14 protein-coding genes are annotated in these 15426 nt (G+C 48.6%); 4 read left to right on the top strand and 10 right to left on the bottom strand.

Annotated elements, in window-relative coordinates:
- Positions 1–8: 8 nt before the first annotated feature.
- The 4 genes from KW844_RS05940 to KW844_RS05955 all read right to left on the bottom strand — a co-directional run bounded on the left by KW844_RS05940 (position 9) and on the right by KW844_RS05955 (position 6293).
- Positions 9–3530: a SusC/RagA family TonB-linked outer membrane protein gene (locus tag KW844_RS05940; RefSeq protein ID WP_218375794.1), complete on the bottom strand. Its 3522-nt coding sequence runs from the start codon at positions 3528–3530 to the stop codon at positions 9–11.
- 13 nt (positions 3531–3543) lie between these two features.
- Positions 3544–4557 carry a FecR domain-containing protein gene (locus KW844_RS05945; protein ID WP_218375795.1) on the bottom strand — a complete coding sequence of 338 codons (1014 nt, stop codon included), beginning with the start codon at positions 4555–4557 and terminating at the stop codon, positions 3544–3546.
- Between the two features lie 42 nt (positions 4558–4599).
- Complete coding sequence (locus KW844_RS05950) at positions 4600–5148, bottom strand: RNA polymerase sigma factor (RefSeq protein ID WP_218375796.1); 549 nt, start codon at positions 5146–5148, stop codon at positions 4600–4602.
- Between the two features lie 152 nt (positions 5149–5300).
- The gene (locus tag KW844_RS05955; protein WP_218375797.1) at positions 5301–6293 is read right to left on the bottom strand and encodes an aldo/keto reductase; all 993 of its coding nucleotides are present in this window, start codon (positions 6291–6293) and stop codon (positions 5301–5303) included.
- 126 nt (positions 6294–6419) lie between these two features.
- On the opposite strand from KW844_RS05955, the gene KW844_RS05960 reads away from it, so the two are divergent.
- Positions 6420–7304, top strand: coding sequence for a helix-turn-helix domain-containing protein (locus KW844_RS05960; protein WP_218375798.1), 885 nt, complete (start codon positions 6420–6422; stop codon positions 7302–7304).
- Positions 7305–7349: 45 nt separating this feature from the next.
- On the opposite strand, the gene KW844_RS05965 is transcribed toward KW844_RS05960, so the two are convergent.
- From KW844_RS05965 to KW844_RS05980, 4 genes are read right to left on the bottom strand one after another with little or no spacing between them, the layout of a single operon-like run.
- Positions 7350–7928 carry a YdeI family protein gene (locus KW844_RS05965; RefSeq protein WP_218375799.1) on the bottom strand — a complete coding sequence of 193 codons (579 nt, stop codon included), beginning with the start codon at positions 7926–7928 and terminating at the stop codon, positions 7350–7352.
- Positions 7929–7939: 11 nt separating this feature from the next.
- Entirely contained in the window at positions 7940–8323 is a 384-nt protein-coding gene (locus KW844_RS05970; RefSeq protein WP_218375800.1) for a DoxX family protein, read from the bottom strand.
- 6 nt (positions 8324–8329) lie between these two features.
- Positions 8330–8797: an SRPBCC domain-containing protein gene (locus KW844_RS05975; protein ID WP_218375801.1), complete on the bottom strand. Its 468-nt coding sequence runs from the start codon at positions 8795–8797 to the stop codon at positions 8330–8332.
- Between the two features lie 6 nt (positions 8798–8803).
- On the bottom strand, positions 8804–9127 hold the full coding sequence (locus KW844_RS05980; protein ID WP_218375802.1) for a helix-turn-helix transcriptional regulator: 324 nt from the start codon (positions 9125–9127) through the stop codon (positions 8804–8806).
- A gap of 198 nt (positions 9128–9325) precedes the next feature.
- On the opposite strand from KW844_RS05980, the gene KW844_RS05985 reads away from it, so the two are divergent.
- The gene (locus tag KW844_RS05985; RefSeq protein WP_218375803.1) at positions 9326–11689 is read left to right on the top strand and encodes an arylsulfatase; all 2364 of its coding nucleotides are present in this window, start codon (positions 9326–9328) and stop codon (positions 11687–11689) included.
- A 53-nt stretch (positions 11690–11742) separates the two neighbouring features.
- Here the strand turns inward: KW844_RS05985 and KW844_RS05990 are convergent, their stop codons facing one another.
- Together KW844_RS05990 and KW844_RS05995 are read right to left on the bottom strand one after the other, a co-directional pair.
- The gene (locus tag KW844_RS05990) at positions 11743–12768 is read right to left on the bottom strand and encodes an NAD(P)-dependent alcohol dehydrogenase (RefSeq protein ID WP_218375804.1); all 1026 of its coding nucleotides are present in this window, start codon (positions 12766–12768) and stop codon (positions 11743–11745) included.
- An 18-nt stretch (positions 12769–12786) separates the two neighbouring features.
- Positions 12787–13341, bottom strand: coding sequence for an NADPH-dependent FMN reductase (locus KW844_RS05995; protein WP_218375805.1), 555 nt, complete (start codon positions 13339–13341; stop codon positions 12787–12789).
- 231 nt (positions 13342–13572) lie between these two features.
- Between KW844_RS05995 and KW844_RS06000 the strand changes: the two genes are divergently transcribed.
- Together KW844_RS06000 and KW844_RS06005 are read left to right on the top strand one after the other, a co-directional pair.
- Complete coding sequence (locus KW844_RS06000; RefSeq protein WP_218375806.1) at positions 13573–14079, top strand: GNAT family N-acetyltransferase; 507 nt, start codon at positions 13573–13575, stop codon at positions 14077–14079.
- A 194-nt stretch (positions 14080–14273) separates the two neighbouring features.
- On the top strand, positions 14274–15422 hold the full coding sequence (locus tag KW844_RS06005; RefSeq protein ID WP_218375807.1) for an HNH endonuclease: 1149 nt from the start codon (positions 14274–14276) through the stop codon (positions 15420–15422).
- Positions 15423–15426 lie beyond the last annotated feature (4 nt).

The raw sequence follows: 15426 nt of genomic DNA on the forward strand, positions 1-15426 counted from the left end.
TAAGCATTTTACAAGTCAACACGAACGGTTAAAGTGGTTATTCTTGGTACCGGCAGACTATAACCACCAGTGATCGGATCTACTGCATCCGGGTCCAGTCCGTATTTGTTTTTTGTCCACAAGGCAACATTGTTCATTTGCGCGATCACCTGCACATTTCTAAACACTGTATTTTTAATTAACCTGGAAGGCAGGGAATATCCCAGCTGCACTTCTCTCAGGCGGATATAATCGCCAGGCATGATGCTATTGGAAGAATAGATGGCGGCCCGGTCGCGCCCATCATAGAAATCAACCGGAGAGGCAGAAACAGACGGGATATCCGTTTTAAGTTCATCGCCGGGAACTTTCCATCTGTCAGCAATCTGGTAATTGAGATTGGCAGCGCCAGCGTAACCGTTCATGGTTGGCATTTCTCTCCTCAATACATTTCCGAAGTTATACGTGGCAAACACGCTGAGGAACAAGTCATGGTAATAGAAGATATTGGTAAAGCCACCTACGTATGGGGCACGGTATACGCCACTATATTCCAGGGAGGATAATACCGGCACTTTTACTTTCGCGCCTTTGTCGCCGTACACGAGCGGGTCACCACTTACAGGATCGAGGCCGGCCCATTTATAGCTCCAGAGGCTTTCGCGGCTATATCCTTCCACATATTGGCTGGAACCGGATACACGGTTCAAAGCAGGGTTGCTGTCGGCCATTCTGTTGGTCAGGATTTTATTTTTATTGTAGCCGAAGTTGAGGCGGCTCTCCCATCTGAAATCTGCTGATTCGATGACATTACCCCTGAGAGCCAGTTCCAGCCCGGTGTTACGCATCTTGGCGGCATTTATTTTCATGCTGGCGAAACCAACGGTAGGGTCAAGGACCTGTGTACCGAAAAGATCGTAGCCGTATTTATTATAAGCATCAATAGTCACCTGGAACCTGTTGCGTAGCAGTCCCAGATCCACGCCAAGGTTAAAAGTACGGGTACGTTCCCAGCGCAACTTAGGATTATAGTTCGCTACTCTTAAGGCAAAATCGTTGAGGTTTACCTGGTAACGCTGTGAGGCGGTGAGCAGTGGTGTGGTGGTTTTATCGAAGTTACCGGTGAGCCCTACGGTAGCGCGCAGCTTGAGCATGGATACGGCCGGGATGTTCATGAAATCTTCTTTGGCTACGTCCCAGGCCCCACCGATGGACCAGAGCGGGCTGCTGCGGTATTTCGGATCGGTACCAAATAGATTGGACTGATCTACACGGTAGCTACCGGTGAAGGTATATTTTTCATCATAGGTGTAGGCGGCCGTTCCATAGTAGGAAGCATGACGGTCATCCCTATACGAAAATACATCATAGCTGGTGGCATCGAAAACCGGGATGCCGGAGTTATCCCACCAGCGCAGGCCTCCTTTTGCCAGTGTCTTTTGGTCCACCGTTTGCCAGGAGAGCATTTGGTCGTTATAACCATAATGGCGGGCGGAGCTGCCTTCAGTAATGAACTTTTTGAGCTCAATACCTGCGAGCACATTGACAAAGTGTTTGCCTTTAAAAGTGTTGGTATAATTCAGTTGTGTTCTTATTGCCCAGTTGCTGAGTGTATTTTCCGACTGATCCAGGATATCTCCTTTAGGGAGGTTAAAGCTGGCGGCATTGTTAACGAGTGTAGCGTATTGGTTCAGTGCATTACGTACATAGGTGGAGTTGGAGTCCCGCTCGTTTTTAGTACTGTTTTTGGAGCGGTCGTACATAAAGGTACCGTTGAGCGACAAGCCTTTTGCGATTTTCCAGTTGGCATTTACCCTCGTACGCAGGGCCATGGTTTTGGTGTTGTTATTGGCCAGGCGTGCATCTTCGAGGAGGTTACGGCCAAAATTATAGTAGCCTTTCTTTACCAGGTCGTCGTTGGAAACGTGGTTGAAGTCCGTATAGTCGTACAGGTATTCCCCATTAGCGCCTGTGAGCAGCTGATATGGTGCCAGGTCTACTATATCATACGTGGAAACTGCGCTTTGTTTACTATTGGAAAATACAGCATTGATATCAGCGCTTACCTGGAAATTTTTGCTCAGGTCGAAATCGCTGCGGGTATTGAGTTGTGTGTTATCGGATTTACTGCCGATCATGGTTCCTTTATCGTAATCATAGGAGCCTGACACCATGAAGCGATAGCCTTTACCTCCTCCGGCGAGGGAGAGGTAATGGTTGGTGCGAACACCGGTTTGCTGCAGGAGGTCGTTGATCTGACTGTTGTTGGATATGCCTCCGAGGGAGTCGGCCTGGCGACTGTATTCTTCGGCGGTGATGGTACCGGCGTCGAGTTGGAGCAGCAGGTCGTAGGAGGGCGTATAGCCGTATTTGCTATTAAGGAACATGTTAGGCGTAATAAATTCTTTATCGTAAAGTTCTTTATTATACTTTACCATGTCGGCGGAGCTGGCGCGGCCCAGTTTGGAAAAATCTGGTCGCTGGGTGAAGTAGGTATTAGCGGTATAGTTTACCCGCAGATTCCCCTCTTTCCCTCGTTTGGTGGTGATGACGATTACACCGTTGGAGGCGGCGGCGCCCCAGATGGCGGCGGCGGCGGCATCTTTGAGCACATCAATGGTGGCCACGTCGTTCATATTCTGCGGCAGCTGGTTTACCTGGAAGCCGTCCACGATGATAAGTGGGGAGGTACGGTCCGACTGCAGGGAGCTACCACCGCGGATTTGGATGGAGGTGGCTCCGGGTTGACGGTTAGCGGCTATACCCGTATAGGTAGGCGACAGTGTGAGGCCTGGCACGGCTCCTTCCAGCACGCCGTTGAGCGACTGGCTGCTGCGCCGTTCAATTTCCTTTTCAGTGATGCTGGCGTAGGCACCGGTGGTATTCTTTTTAGCCATGGTTTGATAGCCGGAGGATATCACTACTTCCCGGATGGACTGCAGCGCCTGTTTCAGCGTCACGTTTACCTGGGAGCGGCTGCCGGTTTCCACTTCGGTGGATTCGTAACCGATGTAGGAGATCAGCAGCGTGGCTGGCTCCGTATGTAGTTTCATGGAGAAGTTACCCCTGTCGTCGGTAACGGCTACTGTCTGGTGACCTTGTTCGCGGATGGTTACACCTGGCAGGTAGAGCACATCATTACCTTCGAAGAGTCCTACCCTGCCCTGAATTACTTTTTCAGCGCCGGGTTGTACGGGTGTCACTTCTTTTTTGGCAGTAACGCTGATCATGTTATTATTCCTTTTGAAGGAAAACTTGTAATGATCGGCGAGGTATTGCAGGATTTCTTCGAGCGACATTTTACCGGTTGGTATAGAGATAGCCTGGCCGGTGTTAATTGTTGATCCACTGTAGAAAAATCTTACTTTATAGAGTGCGCCGAGCTGATTAAATGCTTTATCAGCCTGCACTCCAACAATGTTCACTGTTCTTTTCTCCTGTGCTGCTGCCGGTTGTTGCAGCAGCAGGGAGCCTAATAAAATAAGTACCGGGATGGCATGGAACGTCCGTTTCGTTATCTTTTCAGATAACCGACATTTGATTAAATGCATAAGTTTTGGTTGATTACTTGATTAGAACGTTGGTTTCATCTGTAAATTCATATTGTTTATTCACTGCAAAGCATAAGACATCCAGGACAGACTGTAAGGAGTCATTCCTAAATTTTCCTGAGAATGTTTCTTTGTTAATATCCATACCTTCCACATTAATCTTTACGTTATAGCAGGATTCGATTTGGAATACCACTTCCTGTAGTGGTGTATTCTCAAATATTATTTCCTGTATTTTCCAGGCAGCCAGGGCTTTTGGTTCGAACACCTGCTGTTTCCCGTTGTCATTCATCGAATCGGAAGCGAAGCTTTGCATGGGTTGCAGGTAGGTAAGCAACTTTTTCTGGTTGCCTGTTTCCTGTTCCACTTTCACTTTCCCTTGTTCCAGCATCACGTGTACACGACCGGGATGCGCTGTCATTTTAAACGCCGTTCCCAGGGCAGTCACCAGGTAGCCGGCGCCTTGCACATCAAATGGCAGGCTGGCTTTCCCTTTGATCCGGAAATAACCGGTACCGGCTAGTTTCACGTGCCTGTTGGCCACATTATAGTTACTGTCTATGTCCAGGCTGCTGTTTTTTTCCAGCAGCACATAGGTACTATCAGGCAACATAAATCCGCTGCGGCCCTTACTGCCGGCGCTATAATGCAGCTGTTTGGCCAGTATCGCCGGTTGTACCGGTGAAGGCTGTTTCGCCTGATGCAGATAGCGTTGTCCAACCATTAGCCCCGCTACTACAGCAGCTACTGCTGCCCACCAATAAACCGGTTTCATCACCGGCTTCTTCGCAGTATGGCTACGGAGGTAATCATCCATCCGGGTCATGGCGCCTGCCTTTTCCTGTTCTGCTATCAGCAGCCAGCCCGTTGATTTTACCATGGCTTCCGCCTCGCGGAAAGTAGCCGTATGCGCAGGATGCTGCCGTAACCATTGCTCCCAGAAATGAACATCCTGTTCATTTGCACGTATACAATAGTTAATAAATGACGGTTGTTGCAACAACCCGTCTACGGTCAGTTCATCCATGGTGGTACCTTTTAATTTAACAGAGAGATAATGAATGCGAATTTACCACAGAAATAAAATATTTTTTTTGCCGACTGCTGCACGAAGTTGCGCAATCGCCCTGTGGGTGAGGTTATAAACGGTTCTGAGACTAGCTTTTTTCAGGGTCGCAATTTCCTGGAGGGACTTATGATGGACGAATCGCAGCTCTATCACCTCCCGCTGGGAGGGTGTCAAAGATTGTAAGGCCGACTGAATCAGGGCATAACGGGCATCAAAGAGTTCCAGCTCCCGGTCCGCCTCTTCCGATACATCAATCAGGTCAGCAATATCGGTGAGCCGGCGTTCCTTACCCCATTGCTCTATCAGCCTGCGTTTGAAAGAAGTGAGCAGATAGCGGGATACGTGCACCTCCCTTGAAAGATTCCCTTTCTTCTCCCAGAGATATATAAAAAAATCATGTAAGCTATCCTTTACGAATGCAGCTTCCCCATCGAGCCATTTACAGCCCCATACAAAAAGGTAGGAGTAATACTTGCTGTATAAATCGCGGAACGAACTCTCATCCCCCTCACAAAAGCTTCTCCAGATACTTGCGTCCTCCTGCATCATATATAGTGGGAAAATTTTTCTTTGGTTGGATAACCAAAGATATTCCTTTTTTATTTTTCGAAACACGATAATTATCAGGAGTGCGTATTGTTTTTTTTCATTTAAAAACGACCTGCGCGAAAAGTATTTTTAGACCATGGAAAGCTTAAGCCTTACCTGATCAATTGTTTACTTTTCAGGTATTCCCAAAATTCCGGGGAGATGGCATTTTTCACCATATCCACATTGCCTTTCACCTTGGCAGCCTTGCTGGTGCTCATAGCCACCGCGCTTACACCCGGTACATTGAGTCCATACTGTATACATGCATGAGCAGGATCCACGCCATGCAGTGCACAGGCGGCAAAGAAGTGGCTACGCCAGCGGATCAGGTCTGCATGCGCCGGTTCACTGCCATCCACGAGTTTGTAATTGTAGTAGTCGCCACCAGTGAGAAAACCGCCATTAAACACGGCAGAATTGATGACCGCTATCCCGCGTGCCTGCAGCGATTGAATAAACGCCCCCAGCTCTTCCGGATGTGCATGCAGCGTCATACTGTTAGCGATCATCACCCAGTCGAGTGATACCAGTTCCGTTATTTCCCGGATCACCTCCCAGTTTTTAGCGCCTACGCCGATGGCCTGTACCCTACCCTGCGATTTTAAATCATGCAGGGCCTGATAGGCATCCTTTATATCTTCCAGTTTCCTGGCGCGTTCCATTGTTGTGTCGGCGGTAGCCAGGTATTCATCCGGGTCATGTACTGATACCAGCTGCGCATGGTAGTTGCCCAACAGCTGATTTCCCTGCTCAAAGCATTGGAGGATACCGGCATAGCTGATGCGTTGCTCAGCATCGTAATTGATATCTTTCCATACCCCCCGCTCGAAGGTGGGCTCCGCGCCTTTCAGCGGAATACGATACCAGCCCAGCTTGTTGCTGATCAATACCTGCTCCTGTGGCACCTGCCAGTGGCGGAGTGCTGTACCCAGGGCCTCCAATGCCAGCCCTGCGCCATACTTACCGGCGGTATCAAATACAGCGGGTTGATTTACCTGCTGCAGGCATGCTCCCACGATGGCATTTTTATCTTCCTGGGAAAGCGCCTGGTAAAGATTACCGAGGGCGCTATTACCAAAAACGACTTTTGGAAGCTGCATCATTATGATTAATTTGCGTTGATTAGGATGAAATAACGCGCCAAAAATAGCATAGCCTATACCTGGCAGCAATTACAATTAAGACTTTATTTTATACAAATCCGACCTTTAACCTGTACATTTACGACTATGGGAAAGCGCCTGTTAAAACATTCTTTTTCACTGTTGCACGTGGACCATGTACACCTGGATACCCGGTGGAACTACAAACATGTGATCAGTCCTTACTACCGGCTGTATTACATCGATGAAGGTGAAGGCACCATTTCAGGCCCCGCGGCGCGGATTAAACTGAGTCCGGGCAACCTGTACCTGATCCCCAGCTTCACCCTGTGCAACCTGCATTGCAGTGCCTACCTCAGTCAATATTTCGTACAGTTTTTTGAAGAAGCCCCTGATGGCTTGTCGCTGTTTTACAACAAGCGGGTGCTGATGAAGAAAGCGGCTACCCCGGGTGACATTTCAAATATTAAGCGGCTCCTGCAACTGAATCCCAACAGGGGTATCAACCGGTCCGACAATCCACGGGTATACGAAAAAGATGCCTTTTACCGGGAATACCAGGAGCTGAACAATCTGCAGAGTGACGCGGTATATCTTGAAACGCAGGGCATACTGCTGCAGTTGTTGTCGCGCTTTATGGATCAGCAGTCGCAGGCGGCTGATGAAGGACATGTGATACCATCCAAAATTATGGACACCATCAGTTATATACAGCTGCACCTGAAAGAACCGCTGACGGTGGCTTTTCTGGCATCGAGGGTAAATCACAACCAGGACTATTTTTCCCGGCAGTTTTTGCAGTTTACCGGCTTGCGGCCTTTACATTATATGCATGAAAAGCGGATAGAGCGGGCGCAGTATTTAATTGCCACTACCGATGCCGGCTATACGGAGATTGCTGCGGAAGTTGGGTTTGATAATTTGCCGCATTTTTCAAAGGTTTTCAGGAAGGTGACGGGGATGACGCCTAACAAATACCGGCAGCAGAACCGGGTGATGAATACCATTTAAAACAACAATCGCTGCCGGTGGCAGCGATTGTGTGTCAGGATCATTTTAGTCATCCAGTCCTTTACCTTCCAGGATGGCGTCGAGGTATTTTTCTACTCTTTGTTCACGGGTTTTGGCCTGTTTAGCGGCTGCAAAATAGAGCAGGTAGCCACGCTGGCGGCCAGGGGTGAGCGCTTCAAAAGCCTTCTTGAGTCCGGGAGTGGTATCCAGTTTTTGCTGAAACTCTTCCGGCACCGGGTATTCCTTTACTTTTTTGAACTTCACTTCCAGCCCGGATTTCTCAATTTCAATAGCTTCGTATATGTAGGCTTTTATCACTGCTTTCTGCTTTACAATTTCTTTGAGAGATGTAAAGCGGATCTGCCGGGCGGCCTGTACGTTTTCTGTCTGCTGAATCAGGATGCCTTCCGGATCAGCCATCAGGCTGCCTTTGTGAAAGAGGATAGCGCAGTAGTCTTTAAAACCATGCATCAGCACTACGTTTTTGCCCTGATAGGTGTAGCAGGGCACTCCCCACTTCAACTCCTCTTCCAGCGGACAATCCAGCAGGATAGCTCTGAGTGTTTCAAATTCTTTCTGCCATTTATCGGCTCTGTCGATGAAGGCATCTATTTTCGGATTCATAGTCAGTACGTTTATGCGTTAACGGTAGTGAGTTTTCGGTTTGCCGGGCGGAAATACCAGGATATTACGGTGAGCACCAGCAGTAACATGGGGGGCCAGATATCACTGAAGCCCTGGCCCGATACGATATGCGAATATACGGCGCCTGACATACAGAAGAAAAATCCTGCATAGGCCCATTCTTTCACCAGCGCAAACCCTGGTACCAGGATAGCAATAACACCCAGTATTTTCCAGACACCGATGAGGGTGAGCAGGTAGGCCGGATAGCCAATAGCGGCCAGCATTTCAGTATCTTTTGGCATATGCATGAGTTGAACCATTCCGGTGGAAACCATGCCTAATGAGAGCCATAACGTAGCAATCCAGTAGATGATTTTATTAGTCTTTGACATGCAATCTTATTTTAATTTTTCTGCAACTTGTTGTAAGCGGTTGTGAGCCATATTCATGCCTTTGTCCATGCCTATTTTCAGGAACTGATCACGCTCGGCGGGGCTGCCGTACAAGATATGTACGGTGAGTTTGCTGGTATCATCCGACAGCGCTTCGAAATTTAGGAACTCCAGTTGTATACCGAAGCCCGTGTTTTCCATTTCGAAGGTCCTGGTAATTTTCTGATCAGTAACAAACTCATGAAAAGTACCGTTGGCGCTGAATACTACTTTGCCTTCCTTGTCGGAGGTAGCGTATTGCCAGTTACCAAATTTCTGTCCGTTAAAAGCCAGCACTTTGGTGCCCATCCATTGTTCAATGATTTCGGGTTCGGCATATGCCCTGAAGAGCAGCTCTACCGGCAGTTCAAATTCGCGGGTGATCGTTAACTCCTGCTTTCCTTCAGCAGCCTGTACCTGGGTTTTCCTTTCCATGTGAATTTATTTTTTGGTTTTGTATTGACGCATGATGTCTTCCAGCTTGTTGAACTTATCGTCCCAATGCTGGCGGAACGGTTCAATAAAATCAGCGATCTCTTTCATTTTGTCAGGATTTAGGTGATAGTAAATTTCTCTGCCGTTCTGTTCCTGTCGTAACAATTCGCATTCCGTGAGTATTGCCAGGTGCTTGGATACCGTAGGCCGGGCGGTGTCGAAATTTGCGGCAATCGCCCCTGCCGTCATAGCGTGGACTGCCACCAGTACTAATATGGCCCTTCTGGTAGGGTCAGCTATTGCCTGAAATACATCTCTTCGTAAATTCATTATGTAGCTATTTGACTACAAATATACATGTAGCCATTTAACTACGCAAATTTATTTTTTTGAGAGACGGAATAGAAACAATTAGTTAGCACTACGTGTTTACAATTTCACCTGGCATAAACGGACATTTAGCAACGCCCCTTTTTATAATGTCCATATATGAAAACGTTGTCCTTTTCCAAATGCAGCCTATTGACAATGTCGATTCCATGTCTGCTGACAGGAATATTCACCCAGGCGCAGGAGCCGTTCAAAGGAAAGATTGAACTGGATATCCGTGATTCAAAGCCGGACTGGCCTTCCTTCCTTTACAAAACAGCGCCTAAAGGTGCGCCGAACGTTTTATTCATCCTGTATGATGATACCGGCCAGGCTACCTGGTCCACCTACGGCGGGCGGGTAAACATGCCCACGCTGGACAAGCTGGCCCAAAACGGGCTCACCTATACGCAGTGGCATACCACCTCGGTTTGCTCTCCTACCCGATCCACTTTTTTAACTGGAAGGAACCACCACCAGAACGGGTTTGGCTCTATCTCGGAATCGGCCGTCGGCTTCCCGGGCTATGCAGGGCACATCCCGCAAACCAATGCCACATTGGCCACCGTGTTGCGTAATGCCGGATGGACCACCCTATGGATAGGTAAAAACCACAATGTGCCGGTAGATGCCTTCGGCATGGGCGCCTCTAAGAAAGACTGGCCATTAGGACTCGGTTTTGATCGCTTTTATGGATTCATCGGCGGTGAAACCAATCAATGGTACCCCGCACTGATTGAGGACAATCATTTTATTCCCCAGCCTGCGCAGCCAGAGGAAGGGTATCATCTCTCCAAAGACCTGGCAGATAAAGCTATTCAGTATATCCGTGACAGTAAGCAATCCAATCCCGATAAGCCCTGGTTTATGTGGTATTGCCCTGGAGCCAATCATGCCCCCCACCATGCTCCTAAAGAATACATTGCCAAATACAAAGGCAAGTTCGACGATGGGTATGAAGCCTACCGCGAATGGGTGCTTAAAAGGATGATTGAAAAAGGGGTTCTTCCGAAAGACACCAGGCTCACTGACATCAATCCCATGCCTCCCGGCACTTATACAAAAGAGGACGCTGTAAAACCCTGGAATACCTTAACGGCGGAAGAGAAGAAGCTCTTTTCGCATATGGCGGAAGTGTTTGCCGGTTTCTCCGAATACACAGATGCGCAGGTGGGCCGTGTGATTGATTACCTGGAAGAATCCGGTCAGCTGGAAAACACAATGGTGATCTATTGCGCGGATAATGGCGCCTCCGGAGAAGGTAGCCCTGAAGGCTCGGTAAATGAATACAAGTTTTTTAATGCCTACCCGGATGAAATGAAAGAGAACCTGGCTCTGATGGATAAACTGGGTTCTCCCGAAACTTACAATCACTATCCTACCGGCTGGGCGGTTGCATTTTCTACGCCTTACAAAATGTTTAAACGCTACAGCGGCTATAGCGGTGGCACCTGCGATCCACTGGTGATTTCCTGGCCTAAAGGAATAAAGGCCCGTGGTGAGCTTCGCAGCCAGTATTACCACTGTACCGATATCGTACCTACTATCCTGGATGCATGTGGCGTAAAAATGCCTGATGTAGTAGTAGGTATAAAGCAAACACCACTGGCTGGTGTATCCATGGTTTCGAGCTTTGAGAGCAGCAGTGCTCCTACCAAAAAAGAAACGCAGTATTACGAAATGGTGGGCACCCGCGGCATCTGGCATAAAGGCTGGATGGCCGTTACGCAGCATGGGCCCGCCCCGGTCAACATAGGCAACTTTGAGAAAGACAAATGGGAACTGTATCATACAGATGTTGATCGTTCACAATCCGACAACCTGGCCGATAAATATCCGGACAAAGTGAAGGAACTCACGGCCCTGTGGCTGGAGGAAGCGAAGAAAAATAATGTATTACCGTTGAATGACCTTGACCTTCCTCACTTCCACGCACTGGAATACAAAACATCCATCCCTCCGGATGGCAGATTCATTTACTATCCTGGCACCACCGAAATCCCGGAAGCCTCCGCTGCACCTACTTTGGGGCGCTCGTTTAAAATCCTGGCAGATGTAACGGTAACGCCTACATCAACCGGCGTAATTGTGGCGCAAGGTAGTCGCTTCGGTGGCTATTCCATGTATATCAAAGGAGGTAAAATTTTCTTCGTCTATAACTTCCTGGGCATAGCCCCCGAGCAGGAACTGAGCACCAATCTGCCGGCAGCAGGCAAGCATACCATCGGGGTCGAGTTTGTGAAAGAAAGCATGTCGCCCAAAAATGAAACACTGGGTAAAATGAGGTTGTATGTAGATGGTAAGCTGGTCAGGGAAGCGCCGTTCCGTACTCAATCGGGGCACTATGCTTTAGCCGGCGAAGGTTTGTGCATCGGGTATGACAGCGGGGATGCCGTTTCCAAAAATTACACCAACCATTTTCCGTTCCGTGGCGGCACCATTTACAAAGTAGTGTATGATGTGGGAAGTGACGGATACACGGACCTGGAAAGAGATTTCAAAACAAAAATGCGTACGCAATAGCCGACAAAAAAATCCCCCACAAGGTTGTGAGGGATTTTTTTGTAACGAAGATTTTATGGAATCAGCACTGCCCGCCCCTTGATTTTCCCGTTTCTCAGTTTATCATATACTTCCAGCGCCTGATCCAGCTTATATTTTTCTATGTTGATGTGAATCTTCTGCTGGCGGGCCAGTCCCACTACTTCCATCAGTTCTGTACGGCTACCCCAGTAGGGATTGGTCATGCTCACTCCAAATGGCAGGCCCATCATGTTGTACTGAAAGTTACCACCACCCAGGCCTACAATGGTAAGGTCACCATCCAGTGAAACAGTTTTAGCGCCCAGCTCTATGGTGGAGGTAGCACCTACGAAATCCAGCACTACTTTCGCTTTTTTGATACCGGTGATTTTCTTGATCTGCTCTGCCGCATCTGCATCTTTGGAATTGATGCCATAGGTAGCGCCCAGTTCCTTCGCAAAATCAAGGCGGTCCTGCGTTACATCGCAGGCGATGATGGTGGCGCCGGTGGTGGCGCGTAATATTTGCACCGCTACGTGGCCGAGGCCACCGATACCAATAACCACCACATACTCATCCGGCATTAATTTATGCAGGGAGCGTTTGATGGCGGAGTAGGGTGTAAGTGCAGCATCCGTCAGTGGTGCTGCGATGATGGGGTCCAGGTCGTAGATATGTACCAGCAACCGCGAGGAAGGCACCAGCATGTAATCGGCCATACCGCCGTTTAAGCCCAGGCCGCCGCCGAAAGGCAGCTCCGACTGATGATCACAATAGTTTTCAGCTGAGTGCTGGCAAGGCTTACAGTGGCCGCATCCCCATGGACCATACACCAACACGGCATCGCCCTTTTTAAAGCCTTTCACACTGGGCCCCACTTCTTCTACCCAACCTGCATTTTCATGCCCTAATGTAAATTGAGCGCCGGGTACGGTGCCTTCATCAATGATGTGGAGATCAGAGTGACAAACCCCGGCAGCGCCGATTTTCAGCAATACCTCATCGCCCGTTGGGGATGGCTTTTCCATGTCATTCACTACGCGGACGTCTTTATGTCCGAAAAATCTTACTGCTTTCATATGAATGGTTTTAGATAGTCAGGCATTCTTTTTATAAAACGCGATAAAGGCATCCACGGCCTTTTTCAGAAATTCGCGGGTACCATCGTTGGTCATATTGCCGCTCTCATCAAAATCCTTGCTGATGGAGTGCAGGTATACCTCCGGCTGCGCCATGGCGGGCATGTTCAGGAACACGAGACTCTGACGCAGGTGATGGTTGGCGCCAAAACCAGAAAGGTTACCGGGAGAGTTGCTGAAGATGGCAGCAGGCTTTCCCGTCCAGGCACTTTTGCCATAAGGCCGTGAGGCCACGTCCAGCGCATTTTTCAGCACACCGGGTACCGACCGGTTATATTCCGGTGTAATAAAAATCACTCCGTCCAGTGCACGGATCGCCTCTCTGAATGTCACATAGGCCGGTGGTACTTCCTGATGATCATCGAAGTCCTGGTTGTAGATAGGGAGGTCGTCCAGCGGAATGATTTTAAATTCAAAACCCTCCGGCGCCATGCCCTGTATTACGCGGCCGATTTTTTTGGAAAAGGACTCCTTGCGGAGACTTCCGGCGATGATGCCAATTACCTTGCTCATAATATAACTGATGGTTTAGGTTTAACGCGTCCCTTCGTAACAACCGGGTGCAGCAAAAGTTCGCGTAACATTTTCTTATAATATCAGCCAGTATACTAACGGCATGGGGCATACGTGATATTTGCAGCTGCGCTCTTGGATCGGTTTTACCGATCGGTTCCATCTAAAAAAAGATTACAGCAGCTGAGCAGAACTTCGGACCTTTGCCCCGGATCATAAATTCTTTTTTAAATGGCATATACATTCCGGGAGGCCACCAACAACGACATTACAGCGATCTGGACTATCCTCCAGCAGGCCATACGCAGAAGAAAGGCAGATGGTAGTCAGCAATGGCAGGACGGGTACCCCAATGAGCAGGTAGTACAGCAGGATATTGAAAAGGGTTATGGGTATGTGCTCACCGAAGGTGATACCGTTATCGGTTACACGGCCGTGATGATTAACAACGAACCCGCGTATGCCGACATACAGGGCCAATGGCTCACCGATGGCGACTTTGTGGTGTACCACCGCGTAGCCATCGTTGAAAACCAGCTGGGCAAAGGGCTGGCGCAGGTGATGCTGAAAGAAATTGAAACCTTTGCGCTCCGGCATCAGGTACACAGTGTGCGTGCCGATACTAATTTTGACAACCCCGGCATGCTGAAAATATTTGAAAAACTGGGCTATACCTACTGCGGGGAAGTATTTTTCCGTGGCAGTGCCAGAAAAGCATTTGAAAAAGTATTGCCGTAGTTACTGCGTCATTCATGGATGTTATTTTTTTCAGGGAGATGTTAACCCCACCGCCAATCATTGAAATATCATGAAATAGAGATTTTCGTGGCAGTAGAGCAATTTTGTTGAGCGATGCAAGGGTAACCGCTTTAATACCCCACCAAAGCGACTTATCCGATCCGATTTCACTATCCTCAACAAAAAACACAGATATGAGACCTGTATTAATGAATCAAAATCCCAGTTACACGATTCCGGCCCTCATGAAAACTCAAACGGCAGCGATCATCCAGGGTTTGACTTTCTACGCGATTCAGCCAGTGTCTGGAAACGGTACTACCAATACGTACAATACCGGGCAGGTACTGAACCAGCTCGCCACATTGACTGCACAGAACGGCGGCGCCGCAAAATGGGCCAACCTACCTCCAACGGGAAAAAGTCTGGTAGAATCACTGATCCTGTATTTTTCCAACAACGATACCATGAAGTATGGTAATGCCAGAGGCTCCCTGATCCAGAACTATGGCGAATATTGCAGCTATTGCGGCATGCCTGTTCAGGACAGCGCGCTGGCAATAGAACACTGTTTACCTAAGTCAGTATTCCCTTCAGAAATGCTGTACTATACCAATTTTTTCCTTGCATGTCCTTCCTGCAATACCCAAAAAGGGGACAAACCTAGCTGGGCAGACTCCGTTACGTGGGCTACCAGGTACAATGGCGCCCCTACTAACCTTGCCCAGGTAATGGCGGGTGGTATGGACCGGCAGGTGTGGCCTACCAATGCCAATATGGCCTGGGCAGGTTTACCGATGGTCTTTTACAATTTGAACAGCAACACCATCCTGAGCAACAACAGTGCACTCGACCTGGGCAACCGTCTGGTTGGCGTTAGTCAGAATATAGTGACCGCAAAAATTATTGGCTTTGCCCAAGCTCTTCCAGTGGCAGCACAGGTAGGCACCAACCCTGGTGGCAACTCTCCTAACCAGGCGCAGTTTCAGGCAATGGAAGATAATTTCATTGACATCGTAAAACTGAACCTTTTTGAAGCCGATAACTATTCAGACCGAAGGGTAACCAATCGCACACTGGCATGGCTCAGCTGCATTACCTCCCTCAGCAACCTGAGCGCATTTACCGCCGGCTCAGAAGGCTGGTACCTGATGCTGGGGCAGATATTCCAAACGGCAAAAAATGCAGGATTTTTCGAAGTATGGTCCTGGATATTCTACTGGATCTCCGGCCCATCTGCGCAGTTTTCCGTTTACATGATATTCAGGAATGTAAGCTGTGATCCTACCCAGCCGCTCTACTATTTCCCAGGTACAAACCAGAATGCTTTACCCACAACTTAACAAT

The sequence above is a fragment of the Chitinophaga sp. sic0106 genome, assembly GCF_019219075.1.
In the GTDB taxonomy this organism is placed as follows: Bacteria; Bacteroidota; Bacteroidia; order Chitinophagales; family Chitinophagaceae; genus Chitinophaga.